At 69.2% G+C, this 20,323-nt stretch carries 15 protein-coding genes; 12 read left to right on the top strand and 3 right to left on the bottom strand.

Annotation, left to right across the window (positions count from 1 at the left end; translation table 11 throughout):
* Positions 1–96 precede the first annotated feature (96 nt).
* From AC3AP7_RS09450 to AC3AP7_RS09500, 11 genes are all read left to right on the top strand, one after another.
* Positions 97–348, top strand: coding sequence for an acyl carrier protein (locus AC3AP7_RS09450; RefSeq protein WP_475763690.1), 252 nt, complete (start codon positions 97–99; stop codon positions 346–348).
* The gene (locus tag AC3AP7_RS09455; RefSeq protein ID WP_475763688.1) at positions 345–1,610 is read left to right on the top strand and encodes an acyl-CoA dehydrogenase family protein; all 1,266 of its coding nucleotides are present in this window, start codon (positions 345–347) and stop codon (positions 1,608–1,610) included. Before AC3AP7_RS09450 ends, AC3AP7_RS09455 begins: the two co-directional genes overlap by 4 nt.
* Before the next feature lies 1 nt (position 1,611).
* Entirely contained in the window at positions 1,612–2,631 is a 1,020-nt protein-coding gene (locus tag AC3AP7_RS09460; RefSeq protein ID WP_475763687.1) for an amino acid--[acyl-carrier-protein] ligase, read from the top strand.
* On the top strand, positions 2,628–3,629 hold the full coding sequence (locus AC3AP7_RS09465) for a DUF1839 family protein (protein WP_475763685.1): 1,002 nt from the start codon (positions 2,628–2,630) through the stop codon (positions 3,627–3,629). Before AC3AP7_RS09460 ends, AC3AP7_RS09465 begins: the two co-directional genes overlap by 4 nt.
* 18 nt (positions 3,630–3,647) lie before the next feature.
* Complete coding sequence (locus AC3AP7_RS09470) at positions 3,648–6,287, top strand: glycoside hydrolase family 2 protein (RefSeq protein WP_475763683.1); 2,640 nt, start codon at positions 3,648–3,650, stop codon at positions 6,285–6,287.
* 674 nt (positions 6,288–6,961) lie between these two features.
* Positions 6,962–7,696, top strand: coding sequence for a Crp/Fnr family transcriptional regulator (locus AC3AP7_RS09475; RefSeq protein ID WP_475763681.1), 735 nt, complete (start codon positions 6,962–6,964; stop codon positions 7,694–7,696).
* A 27-nt stretch (positions 7,697–7,723) separates the two neighbouring features.
* On the top strand, positions 7,724–9,109 hold the full coding sequence (locus AC3AP7_RS09480) for an undecaprenyl-phosphate glucose phosphotransferase (RefSeq protein WP_475763679.1): 1,386 nt from the start codon (positions 7,724–7,726) through the stop codon (positions 9,107–9,109).
* 26 nt (positions 9,110–9,135) lie between these two features.
* On the top strand, positions 9,136–10,110 hold the full coding sequence (locus AC3AP7_RS09485; protein WP_475763677.1) for a glycosyltransferase family 2 protein: 975 nt from the start codon (positions 9,136–9,138) through the stop codon (positions 10,108–10,110).
* Between the two features lie 40 nt (positions 10,111–10,150).
* Complete coding sequence (locus AC3AP7_RS09490) at positions 10,151–11,407, top strand: polysaccharide biosynthesis/export family protein (RefSeq protein ID WP_475763675.1); 1,257 nt, start codon at positions 10,151–10,153, stop codon at positions 11,405–11,407.
* 53 nt (positions 11,408–11,460) lie between these two features.
* A complete protein-coding gene (locus AC3AP7_RS09495) occupies positions 11,461–13,842 on the top strand; it encodes a polysaccharide biosynthesis tyrosine autokinase (protein ID WP_475763674.1) in 2,382 nt (793 codons plus the stop codon).
* Between the two features lie 70 nt (positions 13,843–13,912).
* Positions 13,913–15,589 carry a hypothetical protein gene (locus AC3AP7_RS09500; RefSeq protein ID WP_475763672.1) on the top strand — a complete coding sequence of 559 codons (1,677 nt, stop codon included), beginning with the start codon at positions 13,913–13,915 and terminating at the stop codon, positions 15,587–15,589.
* Between the two features lie 199 nt (positions 15,590–15,788).
* Here the strand turns inward: AC3AP7_RS09500 and AC3AP7_RS09505 are convergent, their stop codons facing one another.
* Both AC3AP7_RS09505 and AC3AP7_RS09510 read right to left on the bottom strand, forming a co-directional pair.
* Complete coding sequence (locus AC3AP7_RS09505) at positions 15,789–16,892, bottom strand: hypothetical protein (RefSeq protein ID WP_475763670.1); 1,104 nt, start codon at positions 16,890–16,892, stop codon at positions 15,789–15,791.
* A gap of 66 nt (positions 16,893–16,958) precedes the next feature.
* Positions 16,959–18,131, bottom strand: coding sequence for a hypothetical protein (locus AC3AP7_RS09510; RefSeq protein WP_475763668.1), 1,173 nt, complete (start codon positions 18,129–18,131; stop codon positions 16,959–16,961).
* A 372-nt stretch (positions 18,132–18,503) separates the two neighbouring features.
* On the opposite strand from AC3AP7_RS09510, the gene AC3AP7_RS09515 reads away from it, so the two are divergent.
* The gene (locus AC3AP7_RS09515; protein ID WP_475763666.1) at positions 18,504–19,754 is read left to right on the top strand and encodes a glycosyltransferase family 4 protein; all 1,251 of its coding nucleotides are present in this window, start codon (positions 18,504–18,506) and stop codon (positions 19,752–19,754) included.
* A gap of 123 nt (positions 19,755–19,877) precedes the next feature.
* On the opposite strand, the gene AC3AP7_RS09520 is transcribed toward AC3AP7_RS09515, so the two are convergent.
* Positions 19,878–20,309 (bottom strand): helix-turn-helix domain-containing protein, encoded by a 432-nt coding sequence (locus AC3AP7_RS09520; RefSeq protein ID WP_475763664.1) that lies wholly within the window; start codon positions 20,307–20,309, stop codon positions 19,878–19,880.
* Between the last annotated feature and the right edge of the window lie 14 nt (positions 20,310–20,323).

Genomic DNA, 20,323 nt, shown 5'->3' on the forward strand with positions numbered 1-20,323 from the left:
ACCGGCGCGCGCCGCCCTTGTCCGCGGTGCCCGGCGTATCCGGCCGCACCCGGATGCACGATTCCATCGATATTTCCCTGAGGGGGGCGCCTTTCCATGAAATCAGCTCTGCGACGCATTCTTTCCGAGTCGGCACGCCTCGACGTGCCGCCCGACACGCTGGCCGACGATGCCGACCTCTACGCCGCAGGCCTGTCGTCGCTCGCCACCGTGCACCTGATGCTCGCGATCGAGGACGAGTTCGACATCGAGATTCCCGACCGGATGCTCACGCGCCGGCTCTTTTCGAGCATCGATTCGCTTGCGGCGGCGGTCACCGAACTGCAGCAGGCAAAGGCGGCCGCATGAACGCCCCGCTCCTGCACGAGGCGAGCGCGCCCGACTGCGCGCCGCCGGCGGGCGCCGCGGCGCTGGCCGCCGTCGAATCCGCCGACGGCTGGCGCGCCGCCGCGCAGCGCGCGGCCGAAGTCGCCGCGCGCCATGCCGACGCGGTCGATCGCGACGCGCGCTTTCCGGCCGAGGCATTCGACGCGCTGCGCCGCGAACGCCTGCTGTCCGCACTGGTGCCGCAGGCGTTCGGCGGCGCCGGCCTGCCGCTCGCGGACGTCGCGGTGATCTGCGAGACGCTCGCGCAAGGCTGCGCATCGAGCGCGATGGTCTATGCGATGCACCAGATCCAGGTCGCCTGCATCGTCACGCACGGCGCCGGTTCCCCCTGGCATCGCGAACTGCTCACGCAGCTCGCGGCCCGGCAATGGCTGCTCGCGTCGGCGACGTCTGAGGAAACCATCGGCGGCAACGTGCGCACCAGCGCCTGCGCGGTCGAGCGGGACGGCGAGCGGCTGCACCTCGAAAAGCTTGCGCCGACGATCTCCTACGGCGCGCAGGCTGACGGCATTCTCGTCACGGCACGCCGCAACGCGGAAGCGGCCGCCGCCGACCAGGTGATGGTCGTGCTGCTGCGCGACGACACCACGCTCGAACCGCGCGGCGTCTGGGACTCGCTCGGCATGCGCGGCACCTGCTCGGAGGGCTTCCGGCTGGTCGGCGACGGCCTCGCCGCGCAGATGCTGCCGGCGCCGTTCGCCGACATCGCGGACCAGACGATGCAGCCGGTCTCGCATACGCTGTGGGCGTCGGTGTGGACCGGCGTCGCCGCCGACGCGGTCAATCGCGCGAAAGCCTTCTTCCGTGCCCAGGCGCGCGCGCGCCCGGGTGCGGTGCTGCCCGCCGGGCGGCGGCTCGCCGAGGCAGTCGGGCTGCTGCAGATGATGCAGGCGCGCCTCGCGGTCGCGCTCGACGCGCTGCGCGCCGCGCAGCGCGCGGCGCAGCACGGCTGCCAGGCCGACCAGCCGCTCGCCGCGCAGCTCGGCTTCGCCTCCGACATGAACACGCTGAAGACCAGCATCTCGACCACCGCGCTGCAGGTGGTGCAGGAGGTGCTGATGATCTGCGGCATGGCCGGCTACAAGAACGGCACCGACTACAGCGTGGGACGGCATCTGCGCGACCTGTACTCCGCCCCGCTGATGATCAGCAACGACCGCATCGCGCAGAACACCGCGAGCCTGCTGCTCGCGCAGCGGCCGGCCGCCCCGGGGAGAGCCTGACATGAACACGATGACCGACACCGCCGCGCTCGCGCGCGCCCAGCACGACGCACCGGCGTTCCGCGACGCGCTGCTCGCGAGCGGCATCCTGATCGACACCGGCGAAAACGGGCTGTACGGACACAGCCAGGTATTCGAGGACGTGGTCGAGCGCCTGAACGGGGCCATCACGCATCTGGGCGCGGACCAGGCGCCGGAGGTGCTGCGCTTTCCGCCGGCGATGCGCCGCACCGACTTCGAGGATAGCGAATACCTGAAGAGCTTCCCGAATCTGGCCGGCACGATCCATGCGTTTTGCGGCAACGAGCTCGGCCATCAGCGCCTGCTGCGCGCGCTCGACGACGCCGCCGCGGAGCGCGACGACGAACGCGACGACGCATGGCTCGCGCAGCAGAAGCCGACCCGCGTCGTGCTCACGCCGGCCGCGTGCTATCCGGTGTATCCGGTGCTCGCGCGGCGCGGGCCGCTGCCCGCCGACGGCCGCACGATCGACGTGCTGTCGTACTGCTTTCGCCACGAGCCGTCGCTCGACCCGGCGCGTATGCAGATGTTCCGCCAGCGCGAGTACGTGCGCCTCGGCACCGCGGAACAGGTGATGGCATTCCGCCAGATGTGGATCGAGCGGGGCTCGGCGCTCGTCGAACTGCTGCAGTTGCCGGTCGAGGTCGATCTCGCGAACGATCCGTTCTTCGGGCGCGGCGGCAAGATCGTCGCGGACAGCCAGCGCGCGCAGGCGCTCAAGTTCGAACTGCTGATCCCGATTGCGAATCCGCAGGGCAAGACCGCGTGCCTGTCGTTCAACTATCACATGGATCACTTCGGCGCGATCTGGAAGATCGCCTGCGCGGACGGCTCGGTCGCGCACACCGGGTGCGTCGGCTTCGGGATGGAGCGCATCACGCTCGCGCTGTTCCGCCACCACGGGCTCGACGTGAACGCGTGGCCGGACGACGTGCGCGCGCTGCTGTGGGGCGACACGAAAACGCGCATCGCGCACGCACTCGCCGGAGACGCCGCATGACGCCCCCGCTCACCCCGGTGGCCGCGCCGCTGGCGCCCGCGGGCCTGCGCACGCATACCTCGCACGCGCTGCATCAGGGCGAGCGGGTCTGGCAGGAAACCAACTGCTACGTCGATCTGTGGATCGAGGTGCTGCACGGCTTCGGACGCGATCCGCGCGCGGCGTTCGGCTTCACCGTCACGCAGGATTTCGAGGGCGACCAGTTCACGTTCTTCAAATTCCCGCTCGACGACATCGAGCGCCTCTACGGGATCCAGGTGCAGGAGCTCGCGATCTACGATTCGCTCGAAGACCGCGTGTGCGCGCAGACGCGGCGCGGCCACACGGTACTCGTCGAAGTGGACGGCTTCTATCTGCCGAACACGCGCGCGACGTCCTACCGCCGCGAGCATCCGAAGACGACGATCGGCATCGACTACATCGATCCGGCCGCGCGCCGTCTCGGCTATTTCCACAACACCGGCTATCACCTGCTCGACGGCGAGGACTACGACGGCGTGTTCCGCAAACTGCCGCAGTTCGCCGGCCAGGCCGACCTGCTGTTTCCGTACGTCGAGTTCGCCAAACAGGTGCGGGCGCCGCTTGCGGGCACCGCGCTCGCGGACGCGTCCGCGGACCTGCTGTGCACGCATCTCGCCCGCCGGCCCGCGCACAACCCGATCACGCAATGGCGCGCGGCGTTTCCCGCGCAGCTCGACACGCTGCTCGCGCGCGGCGAGAAGTTTTTCCATCTGTACTCGTTCAACCTGATGCGGCAACTGGGTGCGAATTTCGAATTCCTGTCGCGCTACGTGCAGTGGCTCGCGAGCGAGGGCTTCGAGATTCCGCCGGGCATCGTCGAGGCCGCGCAGAAGATCGCGTCGGAGTCGATGGTGATGCAGTTCCGTCTGGTGCGGGCCATGGCGCGCGGCCGCCGCGACCTGTGCGACGACTGCTTCGACGTGCTCGAAGCCGCGTACGCGCGCACCGTGCCGCCGCTCGCCGCGCTCGCGCTCTGAACCCGCGCGACCACCGTCATGCGCACTGCCCCGTCGCCGCTCGCCGGAAGCGCCGGACGCACCGACAGCGCGGCGCACGGCGCCGACCCTGTGCTGCGCGAAGCGCACGAGCCGCACGAGCCGCACGAGCCTCACGAACCGCACGAACCTCACGAAGCGCACGAGCCTCAAGAACCTCGAGAACCGCACGAAAGCGGCCCGCTCGCGCCGGACGCGCCGCTTCGGCTCGACACCGGCTGGCAATGCGTGAGCACCCCGGCCGGCGCGTGCGCGTCGCCGCACGCCTGGCCCGCCGAGGGCTGGCTCGCCGCGCCGGTGCCCGGCACCGTCGCGGCCGCGTGGCAAGCGGCCGGCCGGCTCGACCCCGACCACCCGCCGCCGTTCGCGTTCTGCGATCACTGGTACCGGCTGACGCTTGAAGGCCACGGTCACCGCCGGCTGCGCCTGCACGGGCTCGCGACGCGCGCCGAGGTGTGGATCGACGGCGAGAAGCGGCTCGACACCACGTCGATGTTCGTCGCGCACGACCTCGATCTGGTGCTCGCGGGCAGCACGACGCTCGCGTTGTGCTTCCGCTCGCTCGAACCGCTGCTGGCCGCGCGCCGCACGCGTGCGCGCTGGCGCCCGCGTCTCGTGTCGCCGCCGACGCTGCGCAACGTGCGCACCACGCTGCTCGGCCACATGCCCGGCTGGTGTCCGCCGCTGCAAGCGGCCGGACCGTGGCGGCCGGTCGAACTGCTCGGCGCGCGCCCGCGCGCATTCGACACGGTCGACCTCGCCAGCCGCGTCGACGGCAGCGACGGCGTCGTCTCGCTGACGCTGCGGTTCGTTCATCCGCAGCACGACGCGCCGGCCGCCGCGCTGCACTGTGGCGGCGCGCGGGCGCCGCTGCGCTGGCGCGATGCGCACACGCTCGCCGGCGAACTGCGCGTACCGCACGCCGAGCGCTGGTGGCCGCATACGCATGGCGCACCGACCCGCTATCCGGTTGTGCTCGACCTCGACGGCGTGCAACACGCACTGGGTCCGCTCGGATTTCGCCGGATCGACGTCGAACGCGGCGCGCGCGGCGACGACTTCGCGCTGTCGGTCAACGGCGTCCCCGTGTTCTGCCGCGGCGCGTGCTGGACCACCGCGGACCTCGTGACGCTCGCCGGCACGCCGCAGCAACTGGCACATGCGTTCGGCCTCGCGCGCGAAGCGGGCATCAATATGCTGCGCGTGAGCGGCATCGCGTTTTACGAATCCGAATCGTTCTACACGCTCGCCGACGAATACGGGATCCTGATCTGGCAGGATTTCGCCTTTGCGAATTTCGACTATCCGACCGACGACGCTTTCGTCGCCGACGTCGACGCGGAAGCACGGCAGTTTCTCGCGCGCACCCGCCGTCATGCATCGCTCGCGGTGCTGTGCGGCGGCAGCGAGGCGGACCAGCAGGCCGCCATGTTCGGCCTGCCGCCTTCGTTGCGCGAGCAAGCATTGTTCACGCGCCAGTTGCCCGCACTCGTCGCACAGGAGCGGCCCGACGTGCCGTACGTCGACAATTCGCCGGGCGGCGGCGCCTGGCCGTTTTCGACGCGCACCGGCATCACGCATTACTACGGGGTCGGCGCGTATCAGCGGCCGCTCGACGACGCGCGCCGCGCGCAGGTACGCTTCGCCGCCGAATGCCTCGCGTTCGCGAACGTGCCGGACGACGCGACGCTGCTGCAGGCGCTCGGCACCACCCAGCCGCACGATCCGCGCTGGAAGGCGGCCGTGCCGCGCGACCCCGGCGCCGGCTGGGATTTCGACGACGTGCGCGACCACTACCTCGCGACGCTGTACGGCGTCGAGCCCGCGCGGCTGCGCTACGAGGACACGGCGCGCTATCTCGACCTGTCGCGCGCGGTCGTCGCCGACGTGATGGGCGAGGTGTTTTCCGAGTGGCGGCGCGCCGGCTCGACCTGCGGCGGCGCGCTCGTCTGGCAGTGGCAGGATCTGCGCGCGGGCGCCGGCTGGGGCATCGTCGATGCGGCCGGCCGGCCGAAGAGCGCATGGCACGCGCTCGCGCACGTGCTGCAGCCGGTCCAGCTGCTGATCACCGACGAAGGGCTGAACGGTCTCGACCTGCATCTCGTCAACGACACCGCCACATCGTTGCACGCGCAACTTGAACTGCGGTGCCTGCGCGACGGCGCGGTGACGGTCGCGTCGGCCACGCGCGCTGTGGAACTCGCGCCGCGCAGCCGCCAATGCGTGGCCGCGGCCGAGTGCCTCGGACAGTTCTTCGATCTGACTTATGCGTATCGCTTCGGCCCGCGCGCACACGATGTCACGATTGCAACGCTGCGCGATCCCGCCAGCGGCACGATCTGGTCGCAGGCCTGCCATTTTCCGGACCGCGGCGCGAACGCACTGCCCGACCCGGAACTGAGCGTCACGCTCGAAGCCTCCGCTGCCGGCGGCTGGCAACTCGTGATCGAAGCGCAGCGCTTCGCCCGCTTCGTGCATGTTGCAGATGTGCATTACCGCGCCGCCGACAACTGGTTCCACCTGCCGCCCCGCCAGCCGCGCACGCTCGCGCTGCTGCCGCTCGCCGCCGGCGCCGCGCCTGCGCGCCCCGCCGGCGAAGTGCGCGCGCTCAACGCGCACACACCGCTTGTGTACGGCTGACCGCCCCGGCCGACGCACGCCGCACGTACGCCGCATGCACGCTGCACACAGGCCACACACAGGCCCCACCCACGCCACACACCGGCCGCACCCACGCCCCACATGCTCGCGCCGGTTCCATACAGCCCGCCGGCGCGCATGCGCCCGCATTGACTCGTCAAGATGCTGCGAGCGAAATGTCCGTGCGGCGGCCCACCAAACGCGTGGAACACTTCCGAATCATTTCTGAGTCATCTTGGACCTCGCCGCGAAGCGCCGCAAAACCTCGCGTTTTCCCCTGGCACGGTCCCTGGGCGGGGTCCGTGGAATTTTGCATTCTTGATTTAAATCAACATGTTGACCCGAAAAAATCGCGCGTTGCGAATCCTCTGTTCAATCCGCGCCGATAGTACAGAAGTGAAACAAAATCGGCGCATTCGCCTCCCGCGATCCCCCCGTCGTTTCGCTGCACCGCATCGATACTCGCTTTGCCGCCCCTGGCACGCTCCTCGCTAAAACGGATGTGCATGGCCTGCACCGCTCCAGCTTTCCACTCTAAAACGCGGTGCACAGAAGCCTAACGGGGCCCGCACTGTCCCTCTCCGGCCGCTCGCCAGGCGGCGATATTCACGGAACGCAGTGACGGGTAAGAAGAACCGGAAGCCGCTCCAACGGCTTCTTGCGAGGACCGAATCATGCTGACGCTTCAATCCGACCTGCACGGCAATCATTTGCTTGGCGCGCTGCCCGCGCATGAATGGCAGGCGCTCACTCCGCATCTCGAACTCGTGCATCTGCGTACCGAGCAGCTGCTGTGCGATTCGGGCCAGCGTATTCACCACGTCTATTTCCCCACCACCGCGATCATTTCGATGCTCTCGACGATGGAGGACGGCAGCTCGGTCGAGATCGCCGCCGTCGGGCGCGAAGGGATGACCGGCGTGCCGGTGCTGACCGGCGGCGAAACGATGCCGAACCGCGTGCAGGTGCAGAGCGCCGGCTTCGCATACCGGATGACCGCCCAGGCGCTGCGCCAGCAGTTCATGCACTCCGACCTGCTGCGCCGGCTGATGCTGCTGTACATGCATGCGCTGCTCACCCAGGTCGCGCAGACCGCTGCCTGCAACCGCCATCACTCGCTCAGCAAGCAGCTGTGCCGCTGGCTGCTGATCGAGGTCGACCGCGTCGCGTCGAACGAGCTGACCGTCACGCAGCAACTGATCGCCGACATGCTCGGGGTGCGCCGCGAAGGCATCACGGAAGCGGCCGGCAAGCTGCACAGCGAAGGGCTCATCCATCACAGCCGAGGCCACATCAAGGTGCTCGACCGCCAGGGACTCGAATCGCGCGCCTGCGAATGCTACGGGCTCGTCAAGCGCGAATTCGACCGTCTGCTGCCGCGCCTGCATCAGGCCGAAACCGTGAACTGACCGACTCCGGCCTGCGAGGTGTCCGTCATGTTTCACCATACCGCGCGCGGTCTCGACGTGCTGTTCGTGATCGCCGGCGCGCTGACCGCGCACTGGCTGCGCTACACCGGGTCGGGTGCGCTGAGCGATACCGAGCATCTGCTGACCGCGTTCAACTGCGTGCTGGTGCTGCTGCTGTTTCCGGGCTTCGGCATCTACGACACGTGGCGCGGCAAGTCGCTCGCGCAAATGCTCGCACGCGTGAGCGCGGGCTGGTTCTTCGTCGTCGTGACGGGGCTGTTGCTGCTGTTCACGCTGCATCGCACGGACACCGTGTCGCGCCTGTGGTTCGGCTACGCGACGCTCATCTCCGGCGCGCTGATTCTCGTCACCAAGCTTGCCGCCCATCTGCTGCTGCGCTCGATGCGCCGGCGCGGGCTCAACTACCGCAGTGTCGCGCTGGTCGGCTCGCCCGGCTTCACGCGCGTGCTGCTCGCGCATCTGGAACAGATTCCCCAGGCCGGCTTCAAGCCGGTCTGCGTGTTCGATACGAGCCTGCCCGACAGCGAGGAAACCGGGCCGTGGACGAATCGCCTGCCGGTGCTGCGCGAGCTCGGCGAATTCGCGCAGCGGGTGCGCCGCGAGCACATCAACGAGGTGTGGCTCGCGCTGCCGCTGTCCGACGAACACACGATCTACCGCTTCACGCGCACGTTCCAGCACGATTTCGTGAATCTGCGCTTCATCCCCGATACCCGCAGCATGACGCTGTTCGGCCATTCGCTGGTCGACGTGATGGGCGTGCCCACGATCAGCCTGAACGCGTCGCCGATCTCGCCGCCGCAGCTGTGGCCGAAGCTCGTGTTCGACCGGCTGTTCGCGCTCGCCGCGCTCGTCGCGCTCACGCCGCTGTTCGCGGCGATCGCGCTGGCGATCAAGCTCACGTCGCCGGGGCCGGTGTTCTTCGTGCAAACGCGCAAGGGTATCGACGGGCAGCCGTTCGACATCTACAAGTTCCGCTCGATGAGCGTGCACGCGGAAGTCCCTGGCCAGCTCACCCAGGCGAGCCGGCAGGACCGGCGGATCACGCGGATCGGCGCTTTCCTGCGCCGCACGAGCCTCGACGAGCTGCCGCAGTTCTACAACGTGCTGCTCGGCCAGATGTCGGTGGTGGGTCCGCGTCCGCACGCGCTCGAACACGACGATCTCTACAAGGATCTCGTGTACGGCTACATGTCGCGCTACCGGATCAAGCCGGGCATCACCGGGTGGGCCCAGGTGAACGGCTACCGCGGCGAAACGCGCAAGGTCGAGAAGATGGAAGCGCGCGTGAAATTCGACCTGTTCTATATCCATAACTGGTCGTTCTGGTTCGACATCAAGATCGTACTGATCACCCTGTTCAAGGGTTTTGTCGGCCGCAACGCCTACTGATGCGCGCAAGCGCCGGAGAGTACACGGTGAACGGGGCACCCCGGCTATCGGTGATCGTGCCGAGCTGGCGACGGCCGGCGGATCTCGCGCGCTGCCTTGCGGCGCTCGATGCGCAGCGTCTGCCGCCCGACGAAGTGATCGTGGTCGCGCGCGCCGACGATGCGCCGACCCACGCGCTGCTGCGCGAACGGGAGCGCGCCTGGGCGCGCGAACGCGCGCGCGGCGGCACGCAGCCGCTGCGCGCCGCACTGGTGGTGGCGCAGGTGAACCGGCCAGGCGTGGTCGCGGCATACAACTGCGGGCTCGACGCCGCGCGCGGCGACATCGTCTGCTTCACCGACGACGACGCCGCGCCCCACCCCGACTGGACCCAGCGCCTTGCCGGCGCATTCGCGCGCTCGCCGCGCGCGGGCGGCGTCGGCGGACGCGACATCGTGCACGAGCGCGGCACGGTGCTCACCGGCGCGCACGCGCGCGTGGGCCTCGTGCGCTGGTACGGGCGCGCGATCGGCAATCATCACGTCGGCTGCGGCGCGGCGCGCCCGGTGCACGTGCTGAAAGGCGTGAACATGGCGTTTCGCCGCGACGCGCTCGCGGGCCTGCGGTTCGACGAGCGGCTGCGCGGCACCGGCGCGCAGGTGCACTGCGAGATGCAGTTCAGCCTCGACGTCGTGCGGCGCGGCTGGCTGCTGGTGTACGACCCGTCGATCCTCGTCGAGCATTACCCGGCCGTGCGCGGCGACGAGGATCAGCGCTTCGTGTTCAACGACGCCGCGTTCTACAACGCGTCGTTCAACCTGCGGCTCATCATGCGCGAGCATCTCGGCCTGCCGGGCCGCTGCGCGTTCGTCGTCTATGCGACGCTCGTCGGCACCCGCGCGGACCCGGGGCTCGCGCGCGCGCTGATGCTGTGGGCGCGCTCGCCCGCGTCGCACGCATGGCGCAAATGGTGGATCGGCATGCGCGCGATGCGCGGAGCCTGGCAGGTGCAAAGGCGCTGAGCAGCACGCAGCGCATCGTGGATTGCGAGGGACCATAAAGATGATATCGACGAGAATCGTAACGGGGCTTGCAGCCGTTTTCCTGTGTCTGTGCGCGGGGTGCGCGTATACGCCCGGCGGCTTTATCGACACCGACAACCTGAAGGAGCCGCCCAAACCCGCCACGCCGCCCGCGCAGGTCGCGGTGCAGCCGATCGACGCGCGCTACTTCATGCGCGTCGACGCGCGCGCGGTGCCGCCCGAAACGTGTCCGCTCACGTGCCTCACGCCGGCCACCCGCGCGCGCTACGAGTACCGGATCGGCGTCGGCGATCTGCTGCAGGTGATCGTCTGGGATCACCCGGAGCTGACCGGCGGCTTCGGCAGCGCGAGCGGCGCGGTGCCGCCGCTGCCGGCGCCCTCGACCGGCGCGGGCAACGCCGCGGGCACCACGGCGGCGGCCACCGCCGGCATCGCGAGCGTCACGACCGGCGACGCCGGCAGCAGCCAGCCCGGCAGCCTGACCGTGCGCGTCGCGAGCGACGGCACGATCTTCTTTCCGCGCGTCGGGCGCATCCGGGTGCTCGACAAGACCGCCGAACAGGTGCAGCGGATGCTCACGCAAGGACTCGCGAAAACGATCGTCCATCCCGAGATCGACGTGCGCATCTCCGGCTTCAACAGCCAGCAGATCCAGGTGCTCGGCGACGTGCACGCGCCGCAGGCGCAAGCGATCACCGAAACGCCGCTGTCGATCGTCGACGCGCTGAACCGCGCCGGCGGCGCGCTCGCCGACGCGGATCTGCAGAACGTCGGCGTGACGCGCGACGGCAAGCGCTATCGGGTCGACGTCGCGTCGCTGCTCGATTCGGGCAACGTGCAGCAGAACGTGGTGCTGCAGGACGGCGACATCGTCGACGTGCCGGACCGCACCGACAGCCGCGTATTCGTGCTCGGCGAGGTCACGCATCCGGCGATCGTGCCGATGAACCGCGGCAAGCTCACGCTCGCCGACGCGATCGCGTCGACCGGCGGCCTGAACGCGCAGACTGCCAATCCGCGCGTGATCTACGTGATTCGCGGCGTCGATCCGCAGCCCGGCGCGAACCACCGGATTCTCACGAAGCTCGCGACGCCGGAAGTGTTCCGCCTCGACATGACCCAGGCCGACGCGCTGATGCTGATGACGCAGTTCGAGCTGAAAGCGCGCGACGTCGTCTATGTGCAGATCGCCGGCTCGGCACGCTTTAACCGCCTGCTCGACCTGATCACGCCGACGCTGCAAAGCCTGTTCTTCACCCAGCAACTGGTCCGCTAGACGCCGGCTGCGAAGACACTTCGAGACCCATAGGGATCATAGCGAGACACACCATGAGCACTTACGACATGCCCGAATACGCGCCGGCGTCGGGGAACGACGAAGACGAGGTGATGCGCGACCTGCTGCGGATGGTAATCGACCAGATCTGGTGGGTTCTCGGGATCGCGGCCGCCGTGTTCGCGGCCGCGGTGATCTACGCGCACACCGCGACGCGCATCTACTCGGCCGACGCGATGCTGCAGATCGACCCGTCCACCTCGAACTCGTCGGCCATCACCGCGCTCTCCGCGATCACGCCGGGCGGCAGCAGCATGCACACCGACGCCGAGATCGAGATCATCAAGAGCCGTGCGGTGGTCGAGCCGGTGGTCGAGCAGTTCAAGCTGAACTTCTCCGCGGGGCCCCGCACGATGCCGGTGCTCGGCCGGATCTCGCAGCTGTTCGCGCATCCGGGACACCCGCTGCCGGCGTGGTTCGGCCTGCGTGCGTATGCGTGGGGCGGCGAGCAGTTCGCGGTCGACTCGCTGAACGTGCCGGCCTCGCTCGAAGGCGTGCGCCTCACGCTGCGCGCGCTCGGCAATGGCCGCTATGTGCTGCTCACGCCCGCGCAGCAGGTGCTGCTCACCGGCACGGCCGGCGAGCTCGCGCAAGGCCACGGCGTGACGCTGCGCGTGACGCAGCTCGTCGCGCGCGCCGGCACCGAGTTCTACGTGACGCGCGCCAATCAGCTCGACGCGGTGATGAACCTCGCGAACGGCCTGCAGGTCAGCGAGAAGGGACACGACACCGGCATCGTGCAGCTCGCGTACATGGGTGTCGATCCGAAGGCGATCACCGCGATCACCAACGCGGTCGCGGAATCGTATCTGCGGCACCGCACCGCGCGCGCGCAGGAGGAAGCGAGCAAGATGCTCAACTTCCTGAAGAGCGAACTGCCGCGCCTGCGCGAGGACCTGAAGCGGTCGGAGACCGCGCTGTCCGCGTATCAGGCGCGCGTCGGCTCGTTCCAGCCGACCCAGGAAGCGTCGCTCTTCCTGCAGGGCGGGCTCGACTACGAACGGCAGATCGCCGGACTGCGGATCGCGCGTGCACAACTGTTGCAGCGCTTCACGCTCGACAGCCCGGAAGTGCGCTCGATCGATGCGCAGCTCGCCGCGCTGTCCGCCGAAAAGGAGCGCTTCGAGGATCACTTCAAGACGTTGCCGGGTTCGGAGCGCGAAGCGATGTCGCTGCAGCGCGACGCGAAGGTCGCCGAGGAAATCTACGTCACGGTGCTCAACAAGACCCAGGAGCTGTCGATCACGCGCGCGGGCACGGTCGGCAACGTGCACATCGTCGACGAGGCGCTCGTGCCGTCGGATCCGGTGAGCCCGAAAACTGGTCTGATCGTGTCGGCGGGCGCGGTGCTCGGGCTGATCGCCGGCATCGGTTTCGCGTTCGCGCGGCGCACCTTCTTTGCCGGCATCGCGGACCCCGAAGTGATCGAGCGGCGTTTCGCGCTGCCGATCTTCGGCTCGGTGCCGGAAAGCGCCGAGCAGGTGCGCAGCGATCGCGGCATCGCGGCCGCGAACCGCCTCGCGCTGCCGGACGGCACGGCCGGCGAAGCCGCCGCGACGCTGCTGCCGTCGGGCCTCGCGCGTCTCGTGCGGCCGCGTCCGCCCGGCGGCGCGCCGCTTGCGCCGGACACGCAGACGGTGATCGCCGCGCCCTACACGCTGACGCGCTCGCTGCTCGCGAAAACCCATCCGTTCGACCGCTCGGTCGAGGGGCTGCGCGGACTGCGCGCCACACTGCAGTTCGGGCTGATCGACGTGCCGAACCGGGTGATCGCGTTCACGAGTCCGGCGCCCGGCGACGGCAAGAGCTTCCTGTGCGCGAATCTCGCGGCGCTGTTCGCCGAGTCCGGCAAGCGCGTGCTGCTGATCGACGCCGATCTGCGGCGCGGCCGCCTCGCGCAGTACTTCGGACGCTCGCCGCACGGCGGGCTCACCGAGCTGCTCACCGGCCAGGTCGATCTGGGCACGGCCGCGCAGACGACCGGCGTATCGGGGCTGCACTTCATCGCAGCGGGCGCGTATCCGCCCAATCCATCGGAGATTCTCACGTCGAGCCGGTTCAGCGAAGTGCTGAAGCGCTTCTCCGAAGAGTTCGATCTGGTGATCGTCGACACGCCGCCGCTGCTCGCGGTCGCCGATGCGGCGGTCATCGCGAACATCGCCGGCGCGACGGTGATGGTGATGCGCGCGGGCGCGCATACCGAACGCAACATCAGCGCATCGCTGAAAAAGCTGCAACGGGCGCGCGCGCGCCTGATCGGCGGCGTGATGAACGCGGTGCCGGTCAAGCGCAGCAACCAGACGGGCAGCTACGACTACGCGTATGCCTATGCCTATACGAGCGACGGGCAAGGTCCGGAGGACCCCTCCCGCTAGTGCGGCGCGTGGCGCCGGCGCGCGCGCCGCGCGCCGGCCCCCTCACCTTTCCCGGCGCCCGACCGACCCCATGAGCGATTCGCCCGCCTGCCCCGCTTCGCCCGCCGTGCCGGTCCGCCGGCCGCTTCCGTACGCGCTGATTGCCGGCGTGCTGTGCTTCGCGGCCGCCGCCGTCGCGATCGGCTGGCCCGTCGTGCACGATCACGGCTTTCCGCTCGACGATTCGTGGATTCATCAGGTGGTCGGGCGCAACGCCGCGCGCTATGGCATTCCGGGCTTCACGCCGGATGTCGCGTCGTCGGGTTCCAGCAGTACGCTGTGGCCGTGGCTCATCGCGCTGAACTACCGCTTCCTGTCGGCGATCGCGCCCGAGGTGTACCTGTTCGCGCTCAACCTCGCATGCCTCGCGGCGATCCTCCTCTGCCTGTACGGCGCCGCGCGCCGGGATCGCCTCGGCACCGCGGAAACGCTCGCGCTCGTCGCGCTGCCCGCGCTGTACGGCAATTTCGTGTGGCTGCTCGCGGCCGGCATGGAGCATCTGCTGTTCATCGCCGCGCTGTTCCTCGCCGCCCACTGCTTCGTCTCGGCCAATGACGCGGCCCATGCAGCCGGTCATGATGCGAAGCGTGCCCGCTCGATGCTCGCCGCGGGCACGCTGTTCGGCATCGGCATCCTGACGCGTCCCGAAGCGCTCGCGCTGCTGCCGTGCTTCGCCGTCGCGGGCCTGCTTGCCGACCTGCGCCGCCGCGACGCGCTGCTGTTCGCCGCGCCGTGCGCGGTGGCGATCCTGCTCGTGCTGGCCGACAACATGATCACGTCGCACGCGCTGCTGCCGGTCACGCTCGACGGACGCAAGTGGCTGTACTTCGGCGCCGTTCATCCGGGTCGTGCGTGGCTCGCATTCCGGCTCGTGCACGACGCGCTGATGCACGTCACCGAAAGCATCACCGGATTCGACGTGCGCCATTACTGGCTCGCCGCCCTCCCGCTGCTCGCGGCGACGTGTGCGGGCATGGTGCGTCTCGCGCGACGGCGCGCGTTCCATACGCTGTTTCTGTTCGTGCTCGCGGCGGCGAACTTCGCGACGTATGCGGCCTTTCTGCCGGCGCTCGGACACGCGATGCGCTACGAGGCGATGTCGCTCGTGTTCGTGTTTCCGCTGCCGGCGCTCGGGCTGCTCGAAATCGGCGACGCCGTGCTGCGCCGGCGACGCGCGACGCCGGCGGCGCAGCGCCGCCTGACGGCTGCGCTGATGCTCGCCTGCTTCGCGCTCGCGTTCGGCACGCTGTGCAACTGGTCACGGATCACCGATGCCGGCATCCGCCACATCAACGGCACGCATGTGCGCATGGGCAAATGGCTCGCCCGGCATCTGCCGCCCGATGCGAGCGTGGCGAGCTTCGATATCGGCGCGATCGGCTATTTCAGTCACCGGCGGATCGCCGATCTCGGCGGACTGGTGGACCCGGCGTTCATCCCCTATCTGTACGCGAACCGCTCGGCCGTGTATCTGCGCGACGCGCACATCGACTGGCTCGTGCTGCCGACGGACGCGCCCGCCCCCGGCGCCGATCCCGCCGACGACTGCGCGGGGCTCGCCGCGGGTCTTCATCTATGCGACAGCCGCACGTTGAGCCGGCACGAGGTCGTGGCGTTCTATACGCCGCTCGCCACGTGGCGCCGCGGCTTTCTCGCGACCGGGCATGCACTGGATGGTCAGGTGCTGTATCGGCTTACGTGGCGCTAATGCCAGGTGCTGTACCGGCTTACGTGGCGCTAATGCGTGCGCGACGCGATGGGCGCCATGCGGCCTTGCCGGGCATGTGCGGTTCGCTCCGACTGCGGGATGCGCGGCGAACGTCCTCGCAGCGCGCCCATCGGCGGCGCACTACGTAGCACTACGTAGCACTACGTAGCACTACGTCGCGCTACGTCGCGCTACGTCGCTACGTCGCGCTGGCGGGCGCCGCCGCGGTCCGCGCGGCCTGCCGCAGATAGCCCGATACGCTCGTGCAGATCAGCAGCGCCGCAACGATGTCGAGCATGCTGAGCGCGCGCACCTCGTCTTCATAACCGAACAGCAGAAAGAGCGGCACGTTGATCGCCAGCGCGAACCACGCATGCCGCTTCACGACGGCCGGCAAGCCGCGCCAGCCCGCCCGCACGAGCACCGCCAGCACGAACAGGATCAGCACGTTGAAGCCCTTGGGCAGCAGGATTCCGTAGGTCCATTCGCTCAGCAGATAGCTGCGCGGGTCGGCGAGGAAGCGCAGGTTCAGCCCCAGATTGAACAGCGCGGGGGCGCCGGGATTCGCCGCAAAATGCCCTTTGACGAGCACGTTCACGAGCGCGCCCATCGCCACGCAGGCGGCCGTCACCGCGAAGGCTTCCCCGCGCGGGCGACGCGCCCGCAGGAACGGATACAGCGCAATCGCGAAGCAGACGAACGATTCCTTGTTGAAGGTCGCAACGAGCGTGAGCGGAACCAGCCACAGCACGTTGGCGCGCCGCGCGATCCAGACGGCAAGCGCCATGAAGAACAGCTCAGGACAGTCGTAGTAGTAATACATCGGCACGGCCAGCGCGAACGCGAGCGGTGCGATTGTCGCGGCCACGTCGTCGCCGCTCAGGTCCAGACAGACCGCGCGCAGCATCAGCATGCCGGCGACCAGCGCGCCGAACGTGAGCGCATAGACGAGGTAGTAGCGCAACGCATAGCGCGGATTCCGCGGATCCAGCGCACGCGCGAACGTGTTGACGAGCGGATTGTGTGCGGGCGCATCGAGCGCAAGATGCTCGACGAAACGTGTCTGGATGCGCGCCGGAATCGCTTTTGCGCCGAGGTTCGCGAGCGTCGGCAGCAGTTGCCGGTAGACGTAGGGACGCGCGGCCGTGCCGTCCATGATGCGCGTCAGCGACGCCGCGGGATCGCCGTCGCCGAAGCTGTGCTTCGCGTACATGCCGCAAAACGACGCGGCGGCGACCAGCACATAGACACTGACCAGCAGGATGCGGCGTGACGCCGCCTGCAACAACGCGTGGATCGTCATCGGGCAATGCTCCGAAGCGGCGGCCGCGATCGACGGCCCGCCGCGGTTGTCGTAGGGCGCGCGGACTCAACGCTGCGCGAGCACTGCCGCGGGCGCCTCGGCGCCGGCGCGCGATGCGGCCGCGCACGCCTCCCGCGCCGCGGACGCGGCCTCGGCTGCGTCCGGCTCGCGGCCGTGCATCACATAGCCGACGAGCGCGCCGCACACGAGCAGCGCGCCGCTGATGTCGAGCAGGCTCAGCGCGCGAATCTCGTCCGTGTAGCCGAACAGCAGGTACAGCGGCACGTTCATCGCGAACACGAGCGCTGCGTGCTGGCGCGCGGCCGGCGGCAGGCGCCCCCACCCGGCGCGCGCGACGACCGCGGCCACGAACAGCAGCAGCACATTGAAGCCCTTCGGCAACAGCACGCCGTAGGTGTATTCGCCATGGAAGTAATTGCGCGGATCGGCGAGGAAACGCAGGTTGTCGAGCAGATGGAACTGCACGACGCCCCCCGGATTGCCCGCATAGTGCAGCTTCGTGAACAGGTTCACCGCCGCCGCGGCCGTGAGCCACAGCGCGACCCACGCGATCGCCGCGCGCTGCGGCGCGCGCATCCGCACGAACGGATAGAGCGCGATCACGAAGAACAGGAACGATTCCTTGTTGAGCGTCGCGAGCAGCGTCACCGGGACGAGCCACAGCAGGTTCGCGCGCAGCGCGATCCAGACCGCCGTGCTCATGAAGAAGAGCTCAGGAAAGTCCCAGAAATTGCCGGCTGGCAGCGCGAGCGCGAAGATCAGCGGCGCAAGCGTGGCAGCCGCCTCGTTGCGCAGCAGGTGCAGGCAAACCAGCCGCAGCATCAGCAGCGCCGCCACGAGCGCGGCGAACACCATGAAATACATCACGTAGTAGCGCAGCGCGTAATGCGGATCGCCGGCGTAGCGCGCGTTGACGAACGTGTTGCTGATCCAGTCGTGCTTCGGAAACGACTCGCGCAGATGCGCGAGAAAGCGCGCCTTCAGCGGCGCAGGCGTCACGCGATCCGCCAGGTTGGCGATGGCCGGCAGCAGTTGCCGGTACACATACGGACGCTCGGCGGTGCCGTCGAGCATCAGCGCGATCGAGTCGCTCGTCGAGCTGTCGCGAAACGCGTACTTCGCGAAGAAGCCGCAAAACGATGCGCTCGCAACCAGCACGTACACGCACAGCAGCATGATGCGGCGCGTGCTCGCGCGCGAAAATTCCGTTGACGCCATGACCTGCTCCATCGCACGGGGCGCAAGGCGCCCGATGGCGCAAGACTAGGCGCGCGGCGCGCGGCGCGCCGTTCGATGCCGAACACATGGGCCTAACTTGGGCGCTATTGCAACCGCGCGGCAACCACACGGCAACCGCGCCGCGACCACGCGCCGCGTGCACGCGCGCGACGCCCCGGGGTAGCGGTTTTCATCGGGGGACGGTGCACACGGCGGGCGACAGACATCGCTTCGTTGCGCGAGCAACCGTCAGCCATCCGTAATCATCTTGTCAGTCAGGATAAGTGCGCGCGGCCACAGTCCACGCTCGTCGGCCTGTCAATAATGACGGCTCGCGTTGCCCCCTTTCCCAACCGCCGAGCGTGACCCGCGATGAAATCGACCCTGCCCGCCGATCCTCCGCTGAGGGTCGCCGTCGCGGCGCCCCCGTATGAGTCCGCGCGTGCCGCCGAGCCTGCCGGCACCGCCAGCGTGCTGTTCGTCGACCAGAGCGGCCAGCTTGGCGGAGCGGAGTTTTCGCTGCTGCCGCTGGCGGCGGCGTGGCCGGGCCGGCGCGAGGTGCTGCTGCTCTCGGACGGGCCGTTCCGCACCCGGCTCGAAGCGCTCGGCGTGCCGGTCAGGCTCGCCTGCGATGCGCGCGTGCTCGGCATCCGCAAGAAGGCCGCGCGCCTCGCGTGGCTGATGGCGCTGCCCGGCATCGTACGCCAGGCGCGCCTCATCGCGCGGCACGCGCAGGAGTTCGACGTGCTGTTCCTGAACACGCAGAAAGCGCTCGTGCTCGGCGCGCTCGGCAAGCCGCTGCACCGCAGACGCATCATCTGGCATCTGCACGACATCATGTCGCCCGAACACTTCGGCCCGCTGCAGCGGCTGGTCGTGCGCTGGCTCACGCGCTGGGCGGTCGATCACGTGGTGGCCAACTCGCAGGCCTCGGCCGCCTCGCTGGTGTCGCTCGCCGGCTGCGCGCCGCAGGCGGTGCCGGTCGTGCACAACGGCGTGGATCTCGACGAGTTCAGCCAGGCCGGCGCGGGCGACGCGGGCACGGCCGAACTGCGCCGCCGGCTCGGGCTGCCGCAGGACGCGTATCTGGCCGGCCTGTTCGGGCGGCTCGCGCCGTGGAAGGGCCAGCACGTCGCACTGGAGGCGCTCGCCCGGCTGCCGGGCGTGCACCTCGTGCTGGTGGGCTCGGCGCTGTTCGGGGAGCAGCCCTACGTGGACGCGCTGCGCCGCCAGGCGGCGCGGCTCGGCGTCGAGGCACGGCTCACGTTCGCGGGATTTCGCGACGACATGCCGACGTGGATGAAAGCGATGGACGTGATCCTGCACACCTCGACGGAGCCCGAGCCGTTCGGGCGGGTCATCATCGAGGGCATGGCCGCGGGCCGGCCGGTGATCGCTGCGGGCGCGGGCGGCGTGATGGAAATCGTGCAGCACCGGCGCAACGGCTGGCTGGTCCCGCCGGGCAACCCCGATGCGCTCGTCGACGCCATCGAGACGCTGCGCGCCGCGCCCGAGCTCGCCGACCGGATCGCCGGCCGCGCGCTCGCCGACGTGCGCGAGCACTTCTCCGTGTCGGCCTACCTGCACAAGATGCAGCAGACGATTGCACGCGCAACCGATTGAACGACTGAACGAGGCCGGGACGGCCCGGCCGCCCCGGCGCCGCTCGCGTCGCGAAGCGCCCGGGCCTCTGTGGTCGCCGCGCGGAGACCGGTGGTAAACCGCGATGCCCGCCGGCACAGCCGCTTAAAGAAACACGCTCACGTCCGCATGAAAACGCGCGGCCAGCGCCTTGGCGACGTTCTTGCTGATTGCGCGGCGGCCGGCGAGGATGTCGCTCACCACCGTCGGCGACGCAATGCCCGCCAGATCCTTCTGCTTCAGCCCATGCGTCGTCAGCAGATGGCGCAGCACCTCGCGCGGCTCGACCTTCGGCAGCGCGACGCGATGGCTCTCCCAGACTTCGATCAGATCCTCGATCACGCCCAGCAGATCCGCGAGCGGATCGTCCTCGCCGTGGCTCATCGCGCGCCGATGCGCGCCGAGGCTCTGGGCGATCTGGCATAACGCCTGATAGTCCTGTTCGTTGCGGATCGGCTTGAGCCACACCTTATGCCGCAACGCGGCCCAGGCCTCCATGATGTCGGGGAGTTCCCCCGAAAGGCGATCAGCGTTCATGTGCTTCGTCGTCC

The organism is Paraburkholderia sp. PAMB 6770 (genome assembly GCF_057748135.1).

Bases quoted from the DNA above. Each gene is read 5' to 3' on its own strand.
- AC3AP7_RS09510 (WP_475763668.1), bottom strand. From the start codon at position 18,131: ATGGCGTCAACGGAATTTTCGCGCGCGAGCACGCGCCGCATCATGCTG.
- AC3AP7_RS09475 (WP_475763681.1), top strand. From the start codon at position 6,962: ATGCTGACGCTTCAATCCGACCTGCACGGCAATCATTTGCTTGGCGCG.
- AC3AP7_RS09465 (WP_475763685.1), top strand. From the start codon at position 2,628: ATGACGCCCCCGCTCACCCCGGTGGCCGCGCCGCTGGCGCCCGCGGGC.
- AC3AP7_RS09520 (WP_475763664.1), bottom strand. From the start codon at position 20,309: ATGAACGCTGATCGCCTTTCGGGGGAACTCCCCGACATCATGGAGGCC.
- AC3AP7_RS09515 (WP_475763666.1), top strand. From the start codon at position 18,504: ATGAAATCGACCCTGCCCGCCGATCCTCCGCTGAGGGTCGCCGTCGCG.
- AC3AP7_RS09480 (WP_475763679.1), top strand. From the start codon at position 7,724: ATGTTTCACCATACCGCGCGCGGTCTCGACGTGCTGTTCGTGATCGCC.
- AC3AP7_RS09455 (WP_475763688.1), top strand. From the start codon at position 345: ATGAACGCCCCGCTCCTGCACGAGGCGAGCGCGCCCGACTGCGCGCCG.
- AC3AP7_RS09505 (WP_475763670.1), bottom strand. From the start codon at position 16,892: ATGACGATCCACGCGTTGTTGCAGGCGGCGTCACGCCGCATCCTGCTG.
- AC3AP7_RS09450 (WP_475763690.1), top strand. From the start codon at position 97: ATGAAATCAGCTCTGCGACGCATTCTTTCCGAGTCGGCACGCCTCGAC.
- AC3AP7_RS09490 (WP_475763675.1), top strand. From the start codon at position 10,151: ATGATATCGACGAGAATCGTAACGGGGCTTGCAGCCGTTTTCCTGTGT.
- AC3AP7_RS09500 (WP_475763672.1), top strand. From the start codon at position 13,913: ATGAGCGATTCGCCCGCCTGCCCCGCTTCGCCCGCCGTGCCGGTCCGC.
- AC3AP7_RS09495 (WP_475763674.1), top strand. From the start codon at position 11,461: ATGAGCACTTACGACATGCCCGAATACGCGCCGGCGTCGGGGAACGAC.
- AC3AP7_RS09470 (WP_475763683.1), top strand. From the start codon at position 3,648: ATGCGCACTGCCCCGTCGCCGCTCGCCGGAAGCGCCGGACGCACCGAC.
- AC3AP7_RS09460 (WP_475763687.1), top strand. From the start codon at position 1,612: ATGAACACGATGACCGACACCGCCGCGCTCGCGCGCGCCCAGCACGAC.